Genomic DNA, 19,579 nt, shown 5'->3' with positions numbered 1-19,579 from the left:
CCATGGCCTTTCGAGACCTGGTCGCGGAGATTGACAGCGTGGTGTTCGACACCCTGGCCGATGTTGGTTTCATTGAAGGTCGGCGCGTGCTGGGCATGTTCTCGGCGCCTTGGTTGCAGCCCAAAATCGGACGCTTGAACACCGGCTTGCGCGAACCGTGTTTTCACATTCGGGTGGCCGACGCCGCGGGCGTTGAAAAAACGCAGACGGTACAGATCGAGTTGCCCGTGCTGGACGGTGGTGGCGAGTACACCCTGATTCATCTGGAGCCTGCAGGTGATGGTCTGGTGGCTTTGTCGTTGAGGTTAAAAGCATGAGTGCCGTGCCAGTTTCTCTGCAGTTTTCCGCAGACGATATGCAGGCTTTTAAACAGCTGGCCAAAGTGATGCCCAAGGCCGCTGCCGCGGCGCAACGGCGGGCAATCAACAAGACGTTGGGCTGGCTGGCCACACACATGGCACGCGATGTCAGCAAACAGGAGCGGATTGCCGTCCGCGCGGTGCGCCAGCGCTTGCGCAGCTATCCCATCAAAGGCCAGGGGCAGTTGGGCAAACTCTGGTTCGGCACCAACCCGATGGAGGCCAGCCGGATTGGTAATCCCCGGCAGGGCAAGGCCGGTGTCTCGGTGGCGGGGCGGCGTTATCAGGGTGCGTTTTATAAACGCGTCTATGGCAACAAGGCGGATATCTGGATCCGCACCTCCAGCAAACATTTCAACCCGGATGACTATCCCGGCAGCAGCGCGTCCGCGGGTGGCGGCACAAGTTCGGGCTGGATCGCGGAAAACGACAATCGCTTTCCACTGGCCAAGGCCAAGGTCTCGCTCGAAGACGTTGAAGGTCCGTTTTACACCTGGGCCAACAAGGCCGACGAGCGTCTACTGGTCGTGTTCAGACAAGAGATGAACTTTGAACTGCATAAATACCTGAAGGGGAGCGCTCGTGTCTGATCCTGCCTTTTCGCTGGATGCGTTGTACGCCGCCATCGAGGGCCACATCCGCCAGGCACTGCCCTCGGTGCGGTTTGTGGCGACCTGTCCGGACATTCAGGACCGGATAGCGTTGCCGGCGGTATTTCTCGAGCCGGTTGAGTTTGAACCCGGGCCGGACATCGGCACCGGTGAAACGGTGCTGGTCCAGCGCTTTGAAGCGCGGGTCATTGTCGCGCCCGAGTTGGCCCGTCATCAGCAACTCGGTGCCCAGTTGGCCGCACAACTTGCCATTGTGTTGCGGGCACAAACCTGGGGACTGGACAACGTCGAACAGGCGCAGTTTGTGGCGTCGCGTCAGGATTGGACCAAACCGGAACTGGATGGCTACACCGTGTGGACGGTGGAGTGGACCCAGCAGATCTACCTCGGTGAGGTTGAGTGGCTGTGGCCTGTCGAGCCCCCGGGCACCCTGTACCTGAATGTCGATGGCTGCACCGGTACCGGCAATGAAGACCACTACTTTCAGCCGGAGGATCTGGCATGGGATACGCCAGCGCCGAACACGACCGGATGATTGCCGCGATGCTGATGCCCTGCGTGGTGGTCGGCGTCGATCTGATGGCCGGCCGGGTGCGGGTCAAGGCCGGTACCTGGGTCAGTGCCTGGGTGCGTTGGCACAGCCTGGCGGCGGGCAAGGCCCGTCATTGGCGCGCGCCGAGCCTGAATGAGCAGGGCGCGCTGTTCAGCCCGAGCGGTGATCCGGCCATGGGCACCTTTATCCCGGGACTGTATGGCAATGCCGGGGCCCCGCCGGACAACCGCGATCACGTCGAGGCCTGGTACTTCGACGATGGCGGCTCGCTGGTCTACGACTGGCAGGTCGGCAGTTACCGCATTGACCTGCCCAATGGCAGCCGCGCGACGATCACGGTCGGTGGCTCGCAGTTTGAAGTGACACCGGATCAAGTCCGGGTGACGGCCAGCCAGATCACCCTGGTGGGTGAGGTGAGCATCGACGGTGCGCTGAGGGTGTCCGGCGACATCATCGGCGCCGGCACGATCATGGACGCCGGGGGCAACAGCAGCAACCACTCGCATTGAGTGAACATTCACCTTCAGCCCGCCGCGCGCGGGCTTTTTCATGCCTGGAGACAACCATGACGAGTAAAACCAAGGACGTATCGGTAGCCAGCGATGAGCCGATCCCGGCCACGCCGGCCGCGCTCTGTACCTTCCGCGACACCCTGTACACCTCGCGGGTGCTGGTCCTGCTGGAGGCCGGGCGCACCTTGAAAGTGGACAAGGGCCAGGTTGCGGTGGCGTCGGAGGACACGGTCGCGCTCGAGTATTTGCAGGGTCGCAAGGATTTTGTCGCGGTCGAGGGCTGATCCCATGATCGGGATGATCGGACTGGACCGCCGCACCGGCCAACTCATTTCCGGCCTCGATCACCTGCGCCAGTCCATCGAGGACATCTTGTCCACGCCCTTGGGCAGCCGGCGCATGCGGCCGGAGTACGGCAGCAAACTGCGGCGCTTTGTCGACCTGCCGGTCAATGACGGCTGGAAAAGTGCCGTGCAAGCGGAAGTGGCCAGCACGCTCGGGCGTTGGGAACCTCGCCTGAAACTAGGGCGGGTGCGCGCCGTGGCCATCCTCGACGGGCGTATCACCTTTGAGCTGACCGGGCAGTACCTGGGCAGTGACGTCACTTTGGAGGTGTCCGCATGACCATGGAACTGGCGGCCCTGCCGCCGCCGCAAGTGCTCGAAGACCTCGACTTTGAGGAGGTCTACCAGGAGAAACTCGAAGCCTTCCGCCTGAGCATGGGCGATAACTGGAGCGCGGAGCTGGAAAGCGACCCGGTACTCAAGCTGATCGAGCAGGCCGCGTATGGCGCCTTACAGAACCGGGCGCGAGTCAACGACGCGGGCAAGGCTTTGCTGTTGGCCCATGCCGAGCGGGCCGACCTCGATCACCTGGCCGCCAACGTCAACCTGCAACGCCTGGTGATTCAGGCGGGAGATCCGAGCACGGTGCCGCCGACACCGCAGGTGCTCGAAGAGGACGATGCCCTGCGCGAGCGGGTGCAGCTGTCGTATGAGGGGTTGACCACGGCGGGGCCGCGTAACAGCTACATCCTGCATGCGCGCAACGCCTCGGGCCTGGTGGCCGATGCCACGGCGGAAAGTCCGTCACCGGCCGTTGTGGTGGTCACAGTGCTCAGCCTGGATGGCAGTGGCGCTGCCTCGCCGGAATTGCTGGAGCAGGTCCGGCTGCACCTGAATGACGAGGACGTGAGGCCGGTGGCCGATCGGCTCACGGTGCAGAGCGCCGTGGTTATCAATTACCACATTGAAGCGGTGCTGTACCCGCAAGCGCCGGGGCCGGAGAACGAAGCCTATCTGGCCGAAAGCCAGAAACGCCTGAGCGAGTGGATCAACCCACGCCGCCGCCTCGGTCTGGAAGTGGCGCGCTCGGGGATCGATGCGCAATTGCACGTTCCCGGCATCGCCCGGGTTGAGTTGCTGGGTTGGACCGATATCAAACCGACCAAGGCCGAGGCGGCGTATTGCACCGGCTACAGCGTGACGCTGGGGGCCTGACATGAGCACTCAGTTACCGCTCAACAGCACGCCGCTGGAGCTGGCCGTGGAAGCGGCCAATTACGAGAACACGCTGATTCCGCTGCGCAGTTTGTACAACGCTGACACCTGTCCCGAACACCTATTGCCGTATCTGGCGTCGGCCTGGTCGGTGGACCGCTGGAACAACAACTGGACCCAGGAGGCCAAGCGCACGGCAATCCGTTCGGCGTACGACGTGCATGCGCGTAAAGGCACCATCGGCGCGCTGCGCCGGGTGGTCGAACCTTTGGGCTACCTGATCGACGTCGTGGAATGGTTCGACACCGTGCCGGAAGGTGAGCCCGGTACGTTCGCTCTGGAGGTCGGGCTGAATGACGCCGGCATCACCGAGGAGCTGTACGAGGAGCTGGCATGGTTGATCGACGACGCCCGCCCGGTCAGCCGGCACATGACCAACCTGGCGCTCAGTCTGCAGACCGGGGGTGTGCTGGGCATTGCCGTGTGCGTGCAAGAAGGCGAAGAGATCGACGTGTACCCACCGGCCCCGAAAGACATTGACGTGACCGGCACTTTTGGCCCGGCGCTCTGCGTCGATGAAACCGATACTTTGGACGTTTATCCCTATGATTGATAAGACCAGTCAGTTTTTTGCCATTCTCACGGCGGTCGGTGAAGCCAAGCATGCCAATGCCATCGCCATGGGCCTGGACTGGATGTTTACCGAGATGGGCCTGGGCGATGCCAACGGCACCGACCCGATTCCCGATCGCCTGCAAACCCAGTTGATCAATGAATGGCGCCGGGCGCCGATCAACCAGATCCGGGTCGATTCGGTCAACCCCAACACGGTGATCACCGAGCAGATCATTCCGCCGGAAGTGGGTGGTGAGTGGATTCGCGAGATCGGCCTGTACGATGTCGACGGTGATCTGGTGGCGGTGGCCAACTGCGCGCCGAGCTACAAACCGTTGCTGGACCAGGGCAGTGGCAAGACCCAGGTCGTGCGGATGAATTTCATCGTCAGCAGCTCGGCAAACATCGTGCTGAAGATCGACCCGGCCGTGGTCTTGGCCACCCGTGAATACGTCGACCTGGCGATCAGTGAAGCGCTGGCCAAGCTGGATCACAAGCAGTCAGCGCGGGTGGCAGCGACCGCCGGCATTGCCCTGAGCAATGTGCAGACCATCGATGACGTGGCCGTGGTCGTCGGTGACCGCGTGCTGGTGACCGCACAGGCAGAAGCCCAAAACAATGGCCTGTATGTTGTCAGCGCCGAAGGCTGGACGCGTTCCGCCGATGCCGACTACAGTCTGGAAGTAACCCCGGGGCTGTTTATCCATGTGGAAGAGGGCACAGCCAACGGCGACAGCCTCTGGCAACTGGTTACCGATGCGCCGATTGATCTGGGCACCACCGGTTTGCAGTTCGAAATGATCGCGGGCGGCAGCGGGGTCGGTGTGGGCACGTTTCGCAGTGTCACTGTCGATGCCCTCGGGCGTGTGGTTGCCGGTACCAACCCGACCACCCTGGACGGCTACGGCATCACCGATGCCCTGGCAGTGACCGAAAACTTGGGCGATGTTGCGGATGTGGTCGAGGCTCGGAATAACCTCGGGCTGGGCACCGCTGCGACCGCTGCTGTGCAGGTCCATCTGCACGATGAAACGCCTGATGCGCTGATGAAGGTCGGAGCGTTCGGCTGGGGCGGGCCTGCCTATGCGGTCAGTGATGTTGACATCGGTGGCCTGAACGCGGAGACGGCCCTCTATTTCGTCAGCAATGGCATAGGAGGGCCAGGTGGCGGGATCTATGAGGGTTGGGTTCGCGTCTCGGCGATTACACCAGGTCAATACGCCTTCCAGGAGATTTATGGGAATGCCGACCACACCCTACACCGCCGGGCCTTGACTGCCGGTGTTTGGGGCCAATGGGAAAGCATCTGGGACTCAACCAATCTGGTTAAACAAACCTCTCCCCAAGATGACACCCCAGGTCATGTATTGCTCACGGGTGCTTATGGTATCGGTCACGGGGGGATTGTCCTTCCCGACGGCACTGATCTAAACACCATCACCACTGTGGGCATTTACCGGGTGAACACCAGCCTGAACATGCCTGCCGGCGGTCAATTCTCCCCCATGCTGGTTGCAGTCAGTCAAGACACCCTCTGGCAACAAATCACCAGCTATAACTCCGGTACAACCTATACCCGAGGCGCAGTTCAGACCCCAGAGGGATATGAATTCAGTGAGTGGGTAACGGGTTGGAACACTAGCAACTTTGACCCTGCTGCGTACCAGGCGGCACTGGGTTTCACTCCCGTGCAGCAAGGCGGGGGGGCGGGTCAAGACGCCAATAAAATCTACATCGGCTATCACAACGCCTCGGGTCAAATAAAAGTACAGGTTGATGTGCAGGATTTCGGGCATATCTGGACCCAGTCCAATTTTGATCCTGCTTCCATATTTGCCGTCCCTGTCGGCGTGCCGTTTCCATGGCCGACCACTACACCACCCGACAAATGCGTTTTGATGGGGGGGCAGCCGTTCAATGTCGAGTGGTACCCGGCATTGGCCGCCGTGTATCCCAGCGGCTTCCTGCCAGACATGCGCGCCGAGTCGATTCGTGGTCTGGATGGCGGGCGTGGAATCGACCCCGACTCTGGGCGCGCCGTGTTGAGCCTTCAACTCGACACGCTACAAAACATGACGGGTGAACTCAGGCTACAGGACGATGATTCGATGTTGCTGGTGAATACCGCGACCGGCGTATTTACGGCTACGGGTTACATGACGAGTGATATACCCGCTGCACCACGAGTCAGTACAACGGGCAACATGTCGGTAACTTTCAATCCTTCAGCCGTCGCCCGTGTGAGTCCAGAAACCCGCATGCGTAACGTGGCTTACAACTACATCTGCAGGATGTATTGATGACTACTTTAGTGAATGGTTTTTTTGATGAGAGCGGTTGGGTCGAGGTTTACACGTTCAGTGAAACCTCTGGTGAATACCTCGGAAAGAACGAAATCTATGTGAGCCGTGGCTGCGGTCTACCGGCTGGCGCAACGCTGGATGAACCACCACAAGCTTCGGAACAACAGGTGGTCGTTAGGCAGCAGGATGCATGGGGTGTCGTGCCCGACTTCCGGGGCGTGGCTTTCCGCACCACTGACGGTGCCGAGGTGACGCACTCGATGCCGGGCGAGTTGCCGGCCGAGCTGACAGCTTTGCCGCGACCGAGTTCGGCCTATCTCTGGGATGGTCTCGACTGGGTATTAGATGCCGCGCTCGATCTGGCGCTACAGAGCCGGCGAGAACGATCGTGGATCGAAAATGAACTGCATTGGGCGGGCAGAGAGATCGACAAGCATCTGGATGCTGACCCGGCCGCGCGCAATACGGAGCTCGCCTGGCGCACCTACCGCAATGAACTGCGGGCCTGGCCAACTTCGCCAGACTTTCCGGCCATTGATAAACGGCCGCTAAAGCCGGACGGATCGACCAACACCGCGTCCTGACGCCCCGCATTGCCGGGGCGTTTTCTTTTCCATGCTGCACGTCACCGCACATCCCCACGGCCTCGCTTATGCGGGGCTTTTTCGTTTCTGGAGCATCACTCTATGAGTTTTTTTCACGGCGTCACCGTGACCTTGGTGGACACCGGCGCCCGGCATATCGCCACCCCGTCCGCGTCGATCATCGGCCTGTGCAACACCTTTACCGTGGCGCCGCCGGCGACCGCGGCGGCCAACGAATTGCTGCTGATCACCCGCGAAAGCGAAGCGGTCGCCGCTTGGGGGCCGGACGCCGCGATCACCCAGGACTGCAAAGCCATTTTCAAACGGTCCAAGGCGGTGATTGTCGCCGTCGGCGTGCCGCTGCTGGAAGACCCGGCCGAGCAGCTGTCCGCGATCATCGGCGGGGTTTGGGCCGACGGCACGCGTACCGGTATGCAGGCGTTGCTCAACGGTAAAAGCAAGTTCAACGCGCAGCCCCGGTTGTTGGTGACTCCGGGGTACTCGGCGACGCTGGCGGTCGCCACCGAGCTGGTCGCGCTGGGCGACAAAATGCGGGCGATGGCCATCCTCGACGGGCCGAACACCACCGACGAAGCCGCGATCGCCTATGCCGAAAATTTCGGCAGCAAACACGCCTACATGGTCGACCCTGGCGTGCAATTCTGGGACACCGGGACCAGTGCCACGGTCAATGCACCGGCTTCAGCCTGGACCGCCGGCCTGTTTGCTTGGACCGATGCCACCTACGGCTTCTGGGCTTCGCCGTCGAACAAGGAGTTTGTTGGCATCACCGGCACCACGCGCCCGATCGAGTTTCTCGACGGTGATGCCTCCTGCCGGGCCAACCTGCTGAACAACGCCAACATCACCACGATCATTCGTGACGACGGCTATCGCTTGTGGGGCAACCGCACGCTGTCCAGCGACCCGAAATGGAAGTTCGTCACCCGTGTGCGCACGCTAGACATTGTCATGGACGCCATTCTCTACGCCCACAAGTGGGCCGTGGACCGCTCGATCACCGCGACCTACGTCAAGGACGTGACCGAAGGCCTGCAGGCGTTCATGCGCGACCTGAAGAACCAAGGCGCGATTATCAACTTCGAGGTGTATGCCGACGAAGAGCTGAACACCTCCAGCGAACTCAGCGACGGCAAGGTGTACTGGAACATTCGGTTCACCGACGTACCGCCGGCCGAAAACCCGAACTTTCGCGTGGAGGTGACCGATCAGTGGATCACTGAAGTGCTGGACACCGCTGCCTAGGGAGGCCGCTTTATGATTCCGGAAGTGCTCTACAACACCAACCTGTTCGTGGACGGCATCAGCCTGCAAGGCGACGTGCCGAGCTTGACCCTGCCCAAGTTGACCCTCAAGACCGACGAGTACCGCGCCGGCGGCATGGACGCGCCGGTCGAGATCGACATGGGCACCGAAAAGCTCGAAGCCAGCTTCATTACCAATGGCGTGCGCCGCGAGGTGCTGAAGTTTTTTGGCCAAGCCGACCTGACGGCATTTAACGCCTCGTTCCGTGGCGCCTTCAAGGGCCAGAAAGGCTCAGTCAAGGCGGTGGTCGCCACCCTGCGCGGCAGCCTCAAGGAAGTCGATCCGGGGGATTGGAAACCGGGTGAAAAAGGCGAGTTCAAGTACGCCGTCGCGGTGACCTATTACAAGCTGGAAATCGACGGCAGTGTGATGTTTGAAATCGATCCCCTCAACTCAATCCGCGTCATTGACGGCGTCGACCAATTGGCCGCTGTGCGGTCTGCCCTGGGCATGTAAGGAGCAACACCATGAGCAACGCAAAAGACAACGTCCTGCCCAAGTGGCTGCAACTGGGCGATGGCATTGCCACCGTGGCCCTGTCTCGGCCGAGTCAGGCCAACGGCATTCAGGTCGACAAACTGACCCTGCGCGAACCGACGGTGCGCGAGATGCGCGCTGCCACCTTGCAGGGCGGCAGCAACGAAGAAGAGCAGGAGATGGTCTTGTTCTGCAGCTTGGCGAGCATCGGCCGTGCGGATCTGGAGGGGCTGCTGATGCGCGATTACCGTCGTTTGCAGACCGCCTATTTTCGTCTGGGAGCAGACGACGGGGTTTAACCCCCGGCTGCAAAAGGCCTTGGCCAAACGCTTGGCCGTCGAGCTGAATTTTTCGGCGGCCGAGATTCAGAGGCTGTCGTTTTCCGAGATGGTCTGGTGGCTCACGGACTGAGCCTAATCCCGTCGCACACAGGTAACCTGCATGGCGAACAAACTCTCGCTCGGGCTGGTGATTGGCGGTGCCGTCGATTCATCCCTGGGCGCCGCCTTCAAGAACGTCAGCGGCGAAATGAAAAAGCTTGAAGCGCAATCCACCCGCGCCAAGGGCTTGCAGAAAGTCATCGGCGAGACCATGCGTCTGCGCGATGAGTGGAAAAAAGCCCACGACAGCGGGGCGGCCAATGCCGACGCCTTGCTGCGCAAACTGGAAACCAACACCAACAGCTTGCGTAAGCAGGGTGTCGAAGTCGGTCGCCTACGTCAGGAGTACCTGGCGCTGGGCAAGGTGGTGCGCAGTGCCGAGTTCAAAGCCAAGGGTATGGGGCAGGTCGAAGAGGGGCGGGAGAGCCTGCGCAGCGGATTTGGTACGGCAGTGGCCGGTACCACGCTGGCTGCGGTGCCGACCAAGGTCAGCGCAGATTTTCAGGCGATCATTCGCGACATCGCAATCAAGTCCGGTACCGCCAACACCCAACAGGAAATGGACACCGCCCGCGACATCGTCCAGACCTCAAAAGACACCGGCATGGCCAACACCCAGGTGGCTGACCTGGTGAATCAGTTGGTCGGTGGCGGCATGGATCTGACTGAAGCGCTGAAGTACGCCCCGGTGGCGGCCAAGTTTGCAGTCGGGCAGGGCGCGTCGGGCACCGACACGGCGAAGATGATTCTGGCGATGCAGAACAACGCCAAGATCACCGACCCGAAAAAAATGGAGCAGGCCTTGGCGTCGGTCGCGTTGCTGGGCCAACAAGGCAGCTTCGAGGCGGCTGACATGGCCAAGTGGTTTCCGGAACTGTTGGCGCAGATGGCCAGCAGCGGTATCACCGGTCAGGAGGCGGTGACCCAGCTGGGCGCCATGTTGCAGGTGCAGATCAAGAGCGCCGGCAGTGCCGATGAGGCGGCGAACAACCTGAAAAACTGGATCGCGAAAATCGGTTCAGGGGAAACCGTCAAGGGTTATGCCGATGCCGGGATCGACTATCAGGGCTCGATGAACGCCGCCATTGCCAAGGGGCTGTCGACGTTCGAAGCCAGTTTTGAACTGGCCCGCCGGTACGTGGAAAAGACCGACTCGAAAAAGGCCAAACAGTTGGATCAGGGCCTGACCCAGATTAGCCAAGAGACGGACCCGGCCAAGGCGCAAGCGATGGCCGATGCCTTGGCCGCGACCTTGCGTACCGGCGATGTGTTTGCCGACATGCAGGTCAAGACGGCCCTGATGGCGTACACCCAGAACAAAAAATTCTACGCGGAGCTGAAAAAAGGCGCCTCGAACCCCGACGGCCCGCGCAAGGACATTCTCGACAAAAACCTGAGCGAACGGCGCGAGAGCTCATCGCAACGTTGGGCCGAAACCGGTCAGGCGTTCAACGATTCGCTGCGCGCGATCGGTGATGCCCTGCGGCCGGCGACGGATGCTCTGGCCACCGGTATCGGTGCGACGGCCCGTGGCTTGACTGCCTTGTCGGAGGAGACGCCCAAGGTGGTGCTGGGCCTGGCTGCGCTGAGTGCCGGAGCCTTGCTGGCGGGCAAGGCCTGGGCCGCGCTGAAAATCGGTCGGGGGCTGGTGAACATCGCCCGTGGTTCGGCCGGTGACCGGTCCAACATCGTGCAGCGGGTGTTCGTGACCAACGTGAATGACGGCGATGACGACGGGCTGGATCACGGAAAAGACGGGAAGGGCAAAGGCGTGAGACGTCGGGCGTCCAAGGGCACGCGCTTTATGAAGGTGGGCGGGGCGCTGGCGGCAGTCGGTGCCGGCGTTCAGGTGTTGGACACCTACCAGAACGCGACCACCCGTGATGAAAAAGCCGAAGGCTACGGTGAGGCGGCGGGTGGGCTGGCCGGTGGCCTGGCGGGTGCAGCGGCCGGCGCGGCCATCGGTTCGTTCATTCCGCTGCTCGGAACCGCGATTGGCGGAATGATCGGTGGCGCGCTCGGCGCGTGGGGCGGCGGTGACGTGGGCGCAACCATGGGCAAGGCCTTGTTTGGCGGGCCGGACACGCCGGTCATACCCAAAGCACCGATCGGCATCTTGCCCATGGCTGCCGGCCAAGGGGTGGGCGCGGTCGTGCGCTCGATGGAAAACGCCCCCGCCGCGCCGGTCACGGCGGCGGCATTGATGTCGACCATCGCAATAAAGACACCCGAATGGCCGAAGGTCGATCAGCAGTTCACCTTCGCCCCAGCCCCGGTTTTTCAGGTGCACGGTGATGTGAAAGACCCGGCACAGTTGGTCCAGGAATTGATGCCGTATCTGCGTCGTCAGTTTGAAGACTTCGCCCGGGAGGCGCGCGCCCGGCAGTTGTTTGATGCACCCCACGTGGGTTGAGGACGTGAAATGGCGGATGAAAAAACTTACCTGCAGCACCTGCAGGGCGGGCTGAAGTACATGGTCGACGCCGGGGAGGCCGGGCGCACTGACCTAGAGTCCATGACCGGACCAATGAATGGCGCGCTGAATGAAATCAGCGGGGCGGCCGATGCGCTGGAAGGTCTGCCCTTTATCAGCGAGGACCTGAGCGACAAGACCCGACGTCTGCAAGATGCGATCAACTCGGCGCAGGCCAAGATTGGCAAGGTCGCCAGTTACTACAACCAGACCCAGCGCGCGCTGGCCCAGTTTGATGAGCACTTTTCCGCGCTGACCGAACAGATCGGCCGGTTTGGCGCGGCGTTCAGCAAGGTGGCCGGTAAGGCCAATGCTGCGTTGGGCAACATTCTGCCCACGGAATGGTTTGCCGGCGACATGACGCCGATAGCCGACGCGGTGAAGCCGTTCCCACACCTGCTGATTCTCTACCCGCTCAAGGCCAATGAACGTCCGTATTACTTCAACCTGGACACCGCCGCGTTTGACGAACTCCGGCGGCAGACGTCGTTTCGCTGGGCCGCGCAGGAGCGCCTGACGCGGCGTCCGGCGCAGCAGGCGGTGGGCCTGGGTGAGGAAAAAATCACCATCAAGGGCGCGATTTACCCGAGCTTCAAAGGCGGACTGAAGCAGTTGGATACGCTGCGCAGCATCGGCGCCAAGTTACTGCCACTCAACCTGACTACCGGTTATGGCGAGGTGTTGGGCAACTGGTGTTTGACCAATATTGAAGAAGAGCAAAGCGCCTTACTGCCCGGGGCGATCCCACGCAAGCAGGGCTTTTCATTGGAGTTTGTCCGTTATGGCGATGACTTGCAGAACGGCTGACGGGGATCTGCTTGATACCCTGTGCCACCACTATTACGGCCACCTGAACCGCAGCGTCGAGGCGGTACTGGCGGCCAATCAGGGCCTGGCCGATGAGCCGCAGCCGTTCCGGGCCGGCGTGCTGATCACGCTGCCGGACCTGGTGGTGGAGCCGGACAGCGTCATTTCGTTGTGGGATTGATCCCGTTACCCAGCCCGCCGAGTGCGGGCCTTTTTTGTCTGAGGTACCGACATGCAACCACTTTTCCGCATCGTGGCCGACGGTGCCGACATCACCAGCCTGATCAATGATCGTCTGGTGTCGCTGCAGCTTTCCGACCGGCCCGGGATGGCCTCGGATTCATTCGAACTGCGCATCGATGACCGTGACGGCGCGGTGTCGCTGCCCGTGCGTGGTGCGAGTATCGAAGTCTATTTGGGGTATGCCGGCGCCGACCTGACGCGCATGGGCCGCTACACCGTGGACGAGGTGGCCGTCTCCGGCCCACCGGACACGCTGGTGATCAGCGGCAAGGCCAGCGACATGCGCGGCAGCGGCAAAACCACCCGCAGTGGCAGTTGGGAGAATGTCAGCCTGGCGCAGATCGTCGGTGACGTTGCAGCGCGCAATGGCTGGCAGCCGTCGTGCCCGGTCGATACCCGGGTGCCACGCATGGATCAGCTCAATGAGTCGGACTTCAATTTCATCACCCGGTTGGCCAAGAAGCACGACTGCACCGCCAAGGTGGCCGACGGCAAGCTGCTGGTCTTGCCGCGACAGGGCGGACAGAGCGCCAGTGGCAAGGCCTTGGCGGTGATCGCCCTGCAGCGCAGTGATGTGACCCGCTGGCAGTTTCGCTTGAGCGACCGCAGTGCCCATCAAGGGGTCAGCACCCAGTACCAGGACCCGGCCAGCGGTGAGCTGCTGATCTCGCACCTGGACAATCCCAATGTGCCCGAGGGCCTGCCGCCGGTGCATACCGATCGACACCTCTATCCGGACCGCACGGCGGCCGATGAAGCAGCGAAAGCGCGTCTGGCGGCGTTCAATCGTTCGACTGCCTCGGTGCGTCTGGACCTGCCCGGCCGGACCGACCTGTTTGCCGAAATCATAATTGAGGCGCAAGGCTTCAAGCGCGGACTCGATGGTGAATACCTGGTGGAATCGGTGGATCACACCTTCACCCCGTCCGGGTGGACGGTGTCGGTGGAGTGTAATGGCGGTAAGGAGGGCAAGGCCAAGGCCTCAGGGAAACCGCAAAAAGTCGTGCTCGAAGTGCCGGTTTAATTGTGTAGCTGCGTGAGCTGTGCCCGGCTAAAGAAGTTTTAATCTCGAATTAAAAGGAGCGGCCAGTCTGGATGCGTCAACATCCAGCCTGGCCACCGTCCCCGCAGATTGTCCCTGCAAGTCCCGCCAAGGCTCCTGCTCTGTGCACAAAGCAGAGCGAGCCTAGCACCTGTTTATTTATACAGTAAAGGTCTTGCTATCCATGTCTTCCCCCATCATCCCTTGGATGGGCGGCAAACGCCGCCTGGCCGATCGTCTTATCCCGCTTTTTCCACCCCACGAATGCTACGTCGAAGTCTTTGCCGGCGGCGCCGCGCTGTACTTTATGCGCCCCCAGGCCGCGCCGGTTGAAGTGCTCAATGACATCAATGGTGATCTGGTGACCTTGTACCGCGTGGTACAGAACCACCTTGAAGAGTTTGTGCGCCAATTCAAATGGGCGCTCAGCTCGCGGCAGGTGTTCGAGTGGCAGAAGATGACCCGCGTCGAGACTCTCACCGATATCCAGCGCGCCGCCCGATTTTTCTACCTGCAGCACCATGCCTTCGCCGGCAAAGTCTCTGGGCAGACCTTCGGGACCGCGACCACCACCCCATCGATTAACCTGCTGCGGATCGAGGAAAACCTTTCGGCCGCCTGGCAACGCCTGTCCGGCACCTACGTCGAAAATCTGCCTTGGCTGGAATGCGTCGAACGCTACGATCGGGCGCACACCTTCCACTACATGGACCCGCCGTACTGGCAGACCGCCGGTTACGGGGTGGATTTTCCGTTTGAGAACTACGAACGCATGGCCGATTTCATGCGCCGCTGCAAGGGCCGGGTGATGGTCAGTATCAACGACCACCCGGACATCCGCCGGGTGTTCGAAGGCTTTCACTTTGAGAGGCTGGACATCCGCTACACCACGACCAACCAACGGCAGGGCAAGGCCGAGGTCAGTGGCGAACTGGTGATTATGAACTGGGAGCCAGAGGCATTGGGAGGACTGTTTTGACGTGCGAGTTTCGACCCATGGCAGCCATTCATTGCCTCTTCGATATTGCCCCCCAATCAGTCTCGGCGAGCCAACATCTTCCTTGGTTTGCGAAACGGTTTGTCATGAACTGGATAGTCTCCGTCGCGAGATGTACATAACCCACGTTCGAACATTCGTATATTCCAGTCCAGAGGGCCGTAGCCCGACAAGAAAATTCAGACTGGAGAAACGAGATGGCCAAAGCTGTTCGCTTTTACGAAACCGGTGGACCCGAAGTGCTTCGTTATGAAGACGTCGAGGTCGGTGAACCGGGGCCGGGGCAGGCTCGCGTTCGACATAGCTACATCGCCGTCAATTTCATCGACATCTACCACCGCACCGGCTATTACCCTGCACAACTGCCGGGCGGCCTGGGTACGGACGCTGTCGGCGTCGTGGAAGCGGTGGGGCCGGGTGTGACCGATATCAGAGTCGGAGATCGGGTCGGTTATTTGATGGGACCGCAAGGCGCCTATTCCGACGTGCGTGTGATTCCTGCCGAGGTGCTGATTCCGCTGCCTGACGGGATCTCGGATCGCACAGCATCGACGCTCATCATGAAGGGCCTGACGGCTCAATACCTTTTCCGTCAGGTTTATCCGTTAAAGGGTGGCGAGACGATTCTGTACCACGCGGCTGCGGGCGGGGTGGGCCTGATCGCTTGCCAGTGGGCGCGGGCGCTTGGGGTAACGATGATCGGCACCGTCAGCAGTGACGAAAAGGCTGAAATCGCCAAGGCTAACGGTTGCACGCATACGATCGTTACCTCTCGCGAGAACATCGCAGAGCGTGTGCGCGAACTGACAGACGGACAGGGTGTACCGGTCGTCTATGACTCTGTTGGCAAGGATACCCTGCAGGCGTCGCTGGACAGTCTGCAAGTGCGTGGCACCCTCGTCAGCAATGGGACGAGTTCCGGCCCCGTCAATATCGATGCGCTGACGCTTGCCCTGAAGGGGTCAATTTGGTTCACGCGTCCGGCGATGGCGCATTACATCAAGCCTCGCTCGCACATGCTCTCCATGGCCAAGGAACTGTTCGATCTGGTGCTTGCCGGGAAGATTTCGAGCGAGCCGAAACAGGTCTTCGCGCTCGCAGAGGCCGCCGAAGCGCATCGCATGCTGGAGTCGCGAAAGACGATCGGGGCGACTGTGCTGGTTCCGTGACGTCGCAGTGGAGCCGGCGTGCGAACTGAAGCCCTCGCACTTAGATCATGCACGCGTAATTGAAACGAAAGCTGTTTTCTTCTTCGTTACCGCACAAGGACGCAATCGTTCGAACTCTGGCGGCGCGACGGAGCATTCATCGCCGAATAATAAAAGTGACTTAGGAAACTTTGCGTTATGCACATAAAACAACAAACCTGTGCGTTGGGCGCCGAACTGGTGGGCGTTAAGCTAGTGGATGCAATTCACGATAACGATCTGTTCGCCGAAATCCGCGCAGCAATGCTCAAGTATCGTGTTCTGTTTCTACGGGATCAGAACATCAGCAGCGCGGAACACGTTGCATTTGCGCGACGATTCGGCGATCTGGAAGATCACCCGGCCGTGGGCAGTGATCCGGAGCATCCTGGCCTGGTCCGTATCTACAAGACACCGGATCAAGGACCCGGCCGTTACGAAAATGCATGGCATTCCGATTCCACCTGGCGGGAAGCCCCACCATTGGGTGCAGTGTTGAGATGTGTTGAATGCCCTCCGGTTGGGGGAGATACGATGTGGGCAAACATGGCGCTGGCTTATGAAAATCTACCTGCCTACATCAAGGAAAAGATTGCCAACTTAAGGGCTCGCCACAGTATCGAGGCCACTTTTGGTGCAACGATGCCGATGGAAAAACGCCTGGCACTCAAAGCCCAATACCCGGATGCGGAGCATCCAGTTGTGCGAACGCATCCGGAAACCGGCGAGAAGGTGTTGTACGTGAATGTCTTTACCACGCACTTCACCAATTTCCACACCAGCGAACATGTCCGCTATGGGCAGGACGCGAACCCCGGTGGTGGAGAATTGCTGCGCTATCTGATCAGTCAGGCCTATATCCCGGAATATCAGCTGCGTTGGCGCTGGGAACCCAACAGTGTCGCAATCTGGGACAACAGCGCAACGCAGCACTATGCCGTAATGGATTATCCAGCGTGCCATCGAAAGATGGATCGCACCGTAATCATAGGCAGTAAGCCCTATTAGATTTTCCTTCTGTCGACTGAAAAAACTCTTAATAAAACAATTCGTCCTCGGAGATACCGATGAATTTCATTGACGGTTCGCTATACCCCGAAAATCAGGAAAAACTGGTCATCACTGTTGCTCCCTATGGCCCTCAGTTCGAGGTCGGTGACTTCCCGGAAGACATTCCGGTCACCATGGACGAACAAGTACAGAAGGCTGTCGACTGCTATGAAGCCGGTGCCACAGTGCTGCACCTGCATGTGCGCGAACTTGACGGCAAAGGCTCAAAACGCTTGTCCAAGTTCAACGAGCTGATCGCCGGAGTACGTGAGGCCGTACCGGATATGATCATTCAGGTGGGCGGCTCGATTTCATTTGCGCCGGAGTCGGAAGGCGAGGTCGCCAAATGGCTATCCGACGACACACGCCACATGTTGGCCGAGCTGACACCGAAGCCGGATCAGGTAACCCTGGCCATCAATTCGAACCAGTTCAACATCATCGAGGCGCTGTCCGACGCCGATCTTGCCGGCACCTCGTTCGCTGATCCGGTGAAACAGATCGCCTACCGCGAAATGACCATTCCGGCCGGCCCCGGGTGGGTGGAAGAGCACGTCAAACGCCTGAGCGCGAACGGCATCCAGGTACAGTTCCAGATGGGTAACATCAACTCGCTGGAAACCGTCGAACGCATGATGCGCCGTGGTGTTTGCAACGTGCCTTTGATTCTGACCTGGATTCCCATCGGTGGTGGCGCAGACTCGATGACGCCCTACAACATGACCAACTTCATGCGGGCAGTACCGGATGGCGCAGTGCTGACATTCGAGGGCCAGATGAACAACGTGCTGCCGCTCAACATGATGGCCATTGCAATGGGGCTGCATGTGCGCTGTGGTATCGAAGATACGATCTGGACACCTGATCGTTCGCGCAAAATGAGCAGCGTGGAGCAAATTGAGCAACTGGTGCGCATCGCCAATGAATGCGCACGACCGGTTGCCAATGGCAAAGAGGCCCGCGAAATCTACAAGATCGGTACGTTCTACAAGGACGCGGACGAAACGCTGGCCGCGAATGGTTTCGCACCGAATCGCAAGCCGCGTCACTAACGGATCTACCTTCACCCAAGACCTGTGCTATCGATAGCCAGCCAGACTGGCCAAGGCAGGGGGCGTTGAACGTTCCCTGCCGCTGAACCTAATAACAACAAGACACATCGACTCAAGGAACTGCCATGGCTTTCCATCACGCCACCGTCGGTGATTGCGCGGACGTCGCCGTCAGCGTTCCCCGTAGGTTTGCCTGGGTTGTGTTCGCACTGACCTTTGGCCTGCTGATTTCCGATTACATGTCACGCCAGGTGCTCAACGCGGTTTTCCCGCTACTGAAGGCCGAATGGGCTCTGAGTGACGCGCAGTTGGGGATGCTCAGCAGTATCGTCTCGGTCATGGTCGGTTTACTGACCATTCCATTGTCGTTGCTTGCAGACCGTTGGGGACGCGTCAAAAGCCTGGTGCTGATGGCCATGTTCTGGAGCCTGGCGACACTGGGGTGCGCAATTGCGGAAAACTTCAATCAGATGTTTGTCGCGCGCTTTCTGGTCGGCGCCGGTGAGGCGGCCTATGGCAGTGTCGGTATTGCCGTGGTGTTATCCGTTTTCCCCAAACATATGCGCGCTTCCCTGTCGGGTGCGTTCATGGCCGGCAGCATGTTCGGCTCGGTGCTGGGCATGGCGTTGGGCGGGGTTATCGCCGCACACCTGGGTTGGCGCGTCGCGTTCACCAGCATGGCACTGTTCGGAATGTGCCTGGCGGTGGTTTACCTGATTGTTGTGCGTGAGCGACGCATTACCGCGCAACGCCCATGCAGTTCGCAGGGCCAGGCCGCAGCAGAGACTATTAAACGCCCACTGGCCACACTGTTTGCCAGTCGCTCGGTGATCTGCGCCTACATTGGCAATGGCCTCCAGCTGTTTGTCGTTGGCTCGGTACTCGCCTGGTTTCCGAGCTATTTGAATCGCTACTACCACATGAACACCGACAAGGCCGGCATGCTTTCGGCGTTGATCGTCCTGATCGGCGGTGGCGGCATGATCCTGTGTGGCATGTTGAGTGATCGCCTGTGCCGCAAAGCACCAGACCGCAAAATCACCTTGGCCATTGCCTATTGCCTGATCAGCGGTTTGTTACTGGCAGTGGCTTTCCATTTGCCGCCAGGCGCCTTGCAACTCACCTTGATCAGCATGGGGATGCTGGTCGCCAGTGGCACCTGCGGGCCGGCCGGTGCCATGGTGGCTAATCTGACCCATCCTTCGGTGCACGCCACAGCATTCGCGGTGCTGGCGTTGGCTAACAATATTTTGGGTCTGGCGCCTGGCCCACTGGTCACCGGCATGCTGGCCGATGCGGTCAGCCTGGACCACGCCTTCCAGATCATCCCGCTGATGGCCGTCGCATCTGCCCTGGTGTTTTGGTATGGCAAGCATCACTACCACCGTGATATCGGAAAGTTGAGATCACCTGGCTCCGCCCCGGCGGAGGGCGCGGCGTCATGAGATTCAACCGTTAATGTTGCTGCATCCGGGCCTTCACCGGAGCACCTTTTATTTCGGCCGCTTC

General features: G+C 60.3%; 22 protein-coding genes. All 22 read left to right on the top strand.

The genetic code is table 11. From position 1 onward, the window contains the following. Positions 1-2: 2 nt before the first annotated feature. A complete protein-coding gene (locus CD175_RS15185; protein ID WP_104449526.1) occupies positions 3-317 on the top strand; it encodes a head-tail joining protein in 315 nt (104 codons plus the stop codon). After that, the gene (locus CD175_RS15180) at positions 314-949 is read left to right on the top strand and encodes a hypothetical protein (RefSeq protein ID WP_104449525.1); all 636 of its coding nucleotides are present in this window, start codon (positions 314-316) and stop codon (positions 947-949) included. The genes CD175_RS15185 and CD175_RS15180 overlap by 4 nt, the downstream gene beginning before the upstream one ends. Beyond that, on the top strand, positions 942-1,505 hold the full coding sequence (locus CD175_RS15175; protein ID WP_104449524.1) for a hypothetical protein: 564 nt from the start codon (positions 942-944) through the stop codon (positions 1,503-1,505). The genes CD175_RS15180 and CD175_RS15175 overlap by 8 nt, the downstream gene beginning before the upstream one ends. Continuing rightward, the gene (locus tag CD175_RS15170) at positions 1,472-2,032 is read left to right on the top strand and encodes a phage baseplate assembly protein V (RefSeq protein WP_104449523.1); all 561 of its coding nucleotides are present in this window, start codon (positions 1,472-1,474) and stop codon (positions 2,030-2,032) included. The genes CD175_RS15175 and CD175_RS15170 overlap by 34 nt, the downstream gene beginning before the upstream one ends. A gap of 56 nt (positions 2,033-2,088) precedes the next feature. Next, positions 2,089-2,319, top strand: a complete 231-nt coding sequence (locus tag CD175_RS15165; RefSeq protein ID WP_219735594.1) for a hypothetical protein — start codon at positions 2,089-2,091, stop codon at positions 2,317-2,319. Positions 2,320-2,332: 13 nt separating this feature from the next. After that, a complete protein-coding gene (locus tag CD175_RS15160) occupies positions 2,333-2,659 on the top strand; it encodes a GPW/gp25 family protein (RefSeq protein ID WP_043302559.1) in 327 nt (108 codons plus the stop codon). Next, positions 2,656-3,534, top strand: coding sequence for a baseplate assembly protein (locus tag CD175_RS15155; protein WP_104449522.1), 879 nt, complete (start codon positions 2,656-2,658; stop codon positions 3,532-3,534). Before CD175_RS15160 ends, CD175_RS15155 begins: the two co-directional genes overlap by 4 nt. A 1-nt stretch (position 3,535) precedes the next feature. After that, the gene (locus CD175_RS15150; RefSeq protein ID WP_104449521.1) at positions 3,536-4,147 is read left to right on the top strand and encodes a phage tail protein I; all 612 of its coding nucleotides are present in this window, start codon (positions 3,536-3,538) and stop codon (positions 4,145-4,147) included. Beyond that, a complete protein-coding gene (locus CD175_RS31975) occupies positions 4,140-6,449 on the top strand; it encodes a phage tail-collar fiber domain-containing protein (RefSeq protein WP_338066215.1) in 2,310 nt (769 codons plus the stop codon). Before CD175_RS15150 ends, CD175_RS31975 begins: the two co-directional genes overlap by 8 nt. After that, the gene (locus tag CD175_RS15140; protein ID WP_104449520.1) at positions 6,449-7,036 is read left to right on the top strand and encodes a hypothetical protein; all 588 of its coding nucleotides are present in this window, start codon (positions 6,449-6,451) and stop codon (positions 7,034-7,036) included. Before CD175_RS31975 ends, CD175_RS15140 begins: the two co-directional genes overlap by 1 nt. Before the next feature lie 102 nt (positions 7,037-7,138). Beyond that, positions 7,139-8,302: a phage tail sheath subtilisin-like domain-containing protein gene (locus CD175_RS15135; protein WP_104449519.1), complete on the top strand. Its 1,164-nt coding sequence runs from the start codon at positions 7,139-7,141 to the stop codon at positions 8,300-8,302. A 12-nt stretch (positions 8,303-8,314) separates the two neighbouring features. Continuing rightward, complete coding sequence (locus tag CD175_RS15130) at positions 8,315-8,818, top strand: phage major tail tube protein (RefSeq protein ID WP_104449518.1); 504 nt, start codon at positions 8,315-8,317, stop codon at positions 8,816-8,818. Between the two features lie 11 nt (positions 8,819-8,829). Beyond that, complete coding sequence (locus CD175_RS15125; protein WP_104449517.1) at positions 8,830-9,138, top strand: phage tail assembly protein; 309 nt, start codon at positions 8,830-8,832, stop codon at positions 9,136-9,138. Between the two features lie 142 nt (positions 9,139-9,280). Then, positions 9,281-11,632 carry a phage tail tape measure protein gene (locus tag CD175_RS15120; RefSeq protein ID WP_104449516.1) on the top strand — a complete coding sequence of 784 codons (2,352 nt, stop codon included), beginning with the start codon at positions 9,281-9,283 and terminating at the stop codon, positions 11,630-11,632. 9 nt (positions 11,633-11,641) lie between these two features. Beyond that, positions 11,642-12,499: a phage tail protein gene (locus CD175_RS15115; RefSeq protein ID WP_104449515.1), complete on the top strand. Its 858-nt coding sequence runs from the start codon at positions 11,642-11,644 to the stop codon at positions 12,497-12,499. Next, positions 12,474-12,680, top strand: coding sequence for a tail protein X (locus CD175_RS15110; RefSeq protein ID WP_104449514.1), 207 nt, complete (start codon positions 12,474-12,476; stop codon positions 12,678-12,680). The genes CD175_RS15115 and CD175_RS15110 overlap by 26 nt, the downstream gene beginning before the upstream one ends. A gap of 51 nt (positions 12,681-12,731) precedes the next feature. Continuing rightward, entirely contained in the window at positions 12,732-13,766 is a 1,035-nt protein-coding gene (locus tag CD175_RS15105) for a phage late control D family protein (RefSeq protein ID WP_104449513.1), read from the top strand. A 202-nt stretch (positions 13,767-13,968) separates the two neighbouring features. Further along, a complete protein-coding gene (locus CD175_RS15100; protein WP_104449512.1) occupies positions 13,969-14,763 on the top strand; it encodes a DNA adenine methylase in 795 nt (264 codons plus the stop codon). 215 nt (positions 14,764-14,978) lie between these two features. Then, a complete protein-coding gene (locus CD175_RS15095; RefSeq protein WP_104449511.1) occupies positions 14,979-15,950 on the top strand; it encodes a quinone oxidoreductase family protein in 972 nt (323 codons plus the stop codon). A gap of 177 nt (positions 15,951-16,127) precedes the next feature. Then, entirely contained in the window at positions 16,128-16,976 is an 849-nt protein-coding gene (locus tag CD175_RS15090) for a TauD/TfdA dioxygenase family protein (protein ID WP_104449510.1), read from the top strand. A 59-nt stretch (positions 16,977-17,035) separates the two neighbouring features. Further along, positions 17,036-18,070: a beta-keto acid cleavage family enzyme gene (locus tag CD175_RS15085; protein WP_104449509.1), complete on the top strand. Its 1,035-nt coding sequence runs from the start codon at positions 17,036-17,038 to the stop codon at positions 18,068-18,070. Positions 18,071-18,195: 125 nt separating this feature from the next. Then, on the top strand, positions 18,196-19,515 hold the full coding sequence (locus CD175_RS15080; RefSeq protein ID WP_104449508.1) for an MFS transporter: 1,320 nt from the start codon (positions 18,196-18,198) through the stop codon (positions 19,513-19,515). The last annotated feature ends 64 nt before the right edge of the window (positions 19,516-19,579 follow it).

The organism is Pseudomonas laurylsulfatiphila (assembly GCF_002934665.1).
GTDB lineage: Bacteria > Pseudomonadota > Gammaproteobacteria > Pseudomonadales > Pseudomonadaceae > Aquipseudomonas > Aquipseudomonas laurylsulfatiphila.
This window is presented reverse-complemented; position numbering and strand designations above follow the sequence as displayed.

What these genes read in the sequence shown, in the direction of transcription:
- CD175_RS15150 (WP_104449521.1), top strand. Translation starts at nt 3,536, where the DNA reads ATGAGCACTCAGTTACCGCTCAACAGCACGCCGCTGGAGCTGGCCGTG.
- CD175_RS15135 (WP_104449519.1), top strand. Translation starts at nt 7,139, where the DNA reads ATGAGTTTTTTTCACGGCGTCACCGTGACCTTGGTGGACACCGGCGCC.
- CD175_RS15115 (WP_104449515.1), top strand. Translation starts at nt 11,642, where the DNA reads ATGGCGGATGAAAAAACTTACCTGCAGCACCTGCAGGGCGGGCTGAAG.
- CD175_RS15160 (WP_043302559.1), top strand. Translation starts at nt 2,333, where the DNA reads ATGATCGGACTGGACCGCCGCACCGGCCAACTCATTTCCGGCCTCGAT.
- CD175_RS31975 (WP_338066215.1), top strand. Translation starts at nt 4,140, where the DNA reads ATGATTGATAAGACCAGTCAGTTTTTTGCCATTCTCACGGCGGTCGGT.
- CD175_RS15095 (WP_104449511.1), top strand. Translation starts at nt 14,979, where the DNA reads ATGGCCAAAGCTGTTCGCTTTTACGAAACCGGTGGACCCGAAGTGCTT.
- CD175_RS15140 (WP_104449520.1), top strand. Translation starts at nt 6,449, where the DNA reads ATGACTACTTTAGTGAATGGTTTTTTTGATGAGAGCGGTTGGGTCGAG.
- CD175_RS15125 (WP_104449517.1), top strand. Translation starts at nt 8,830, where the DNA reads ATGAGCAACGCAAAAGACAACGTCCTGCCCAAGTGGCTGCAACTGGGC.
- CD175_RS15105 (WP_104449513.1), top strand. Translation starts at nt 12,732, where the DNA reads ATGCAACCACTTTTCCGCATCGTGGCCGACGGTGCCGACATCACCAGC.
- CD175_RS15120 (WP_104449516.1), top strand. Translation starts at nt 9,281, where the DNA reads ATGGCGAACAAACTCTCGCTCGGGCTGGTGATTGGCGGTGCCGTCGAT.
- CD175_RS15085 (WP_104449509.1), top strand. Translation starts at nt 17,036, where the DNA reads ATGAATTTCATTGACGGTTCGCTATACCCCGAAAATCAGGAAAAACTG.
- CD175_RS15155 (WP_104449522.1), top strand. Translation starts at nt 2,656, where the DNA reads ATGACCATGGAACTGGCGGCCCTGCCGCCGCCGCAAGTGCTCGAAGAC.
- CD175_RS15110 (WP_104449514.1), top strand. Translation starts at nt 12,474, where the DNA reads ATGGCGATGACTTGCAGAACGGCTGACGGGGATCTGCTTGATACCCTG.
- CD175_RS15185 (WP_104449526.1), top strand. Translation starts at nt 3, where the DNA reads ATGGCCTTTCGAGACCTGGTCGCGGAGATTGACAGCGTGGTGTTCGAC.
- CD175_RS15100 (WP_104449512.1), top strand. Translation starts at nt 13,969, where the DNA reads ATGTCTTCCCCCATCATCCCTTGGATGGGCGGCAAACGCCGCCTGGCC.
- CD175_RS15090 (WP_104449510.1), top strand. Translation starts at nt 16,128, where the DNA reads ATGCACATAAAACAACAAACCTGTGCGTTGGGCGCCGAACTGGTGGGC.
- CD175_RS15180 (WP_104449525.1), top strand. Translation starts at nt 314, where the DNA reads ATGAGTGCCGTGCCAGTTTCTCTGCAGTTTTCCGCAGACGATATGCAG.
- CD175_RS15165 (WP_219735594.1), top strand. Translation starts at nt 2,089, where the DNA reads ATGACGAGTAAAACCAAGGACGTATCGGTAGCCAGCGATGAGCCGATC.
- CD175_RS15130 (WP_104449518.1), top strand. Translation starts at nt 8,315, where the DNA reads ATGATTCCGGAAGTGCTCTACAACACCAACCTGTTCGTGGACGGCATC.
- CD175_RS15080 (WP_104449508.1), top strand. Translation starts at nt 18,196, where the DNA reads ATGGCTTTCCATCACGCCACCGTCGGTGATTGCGCGGACGTCGCCGTC.
- CD175_RS15170 (WP_104449523.1), top strand. Translation starts at nt 1,472, where the DNA reads ATGGGATACGCCAGCGCCGAACACGACCGGATGATTGCCGCGATGCTG.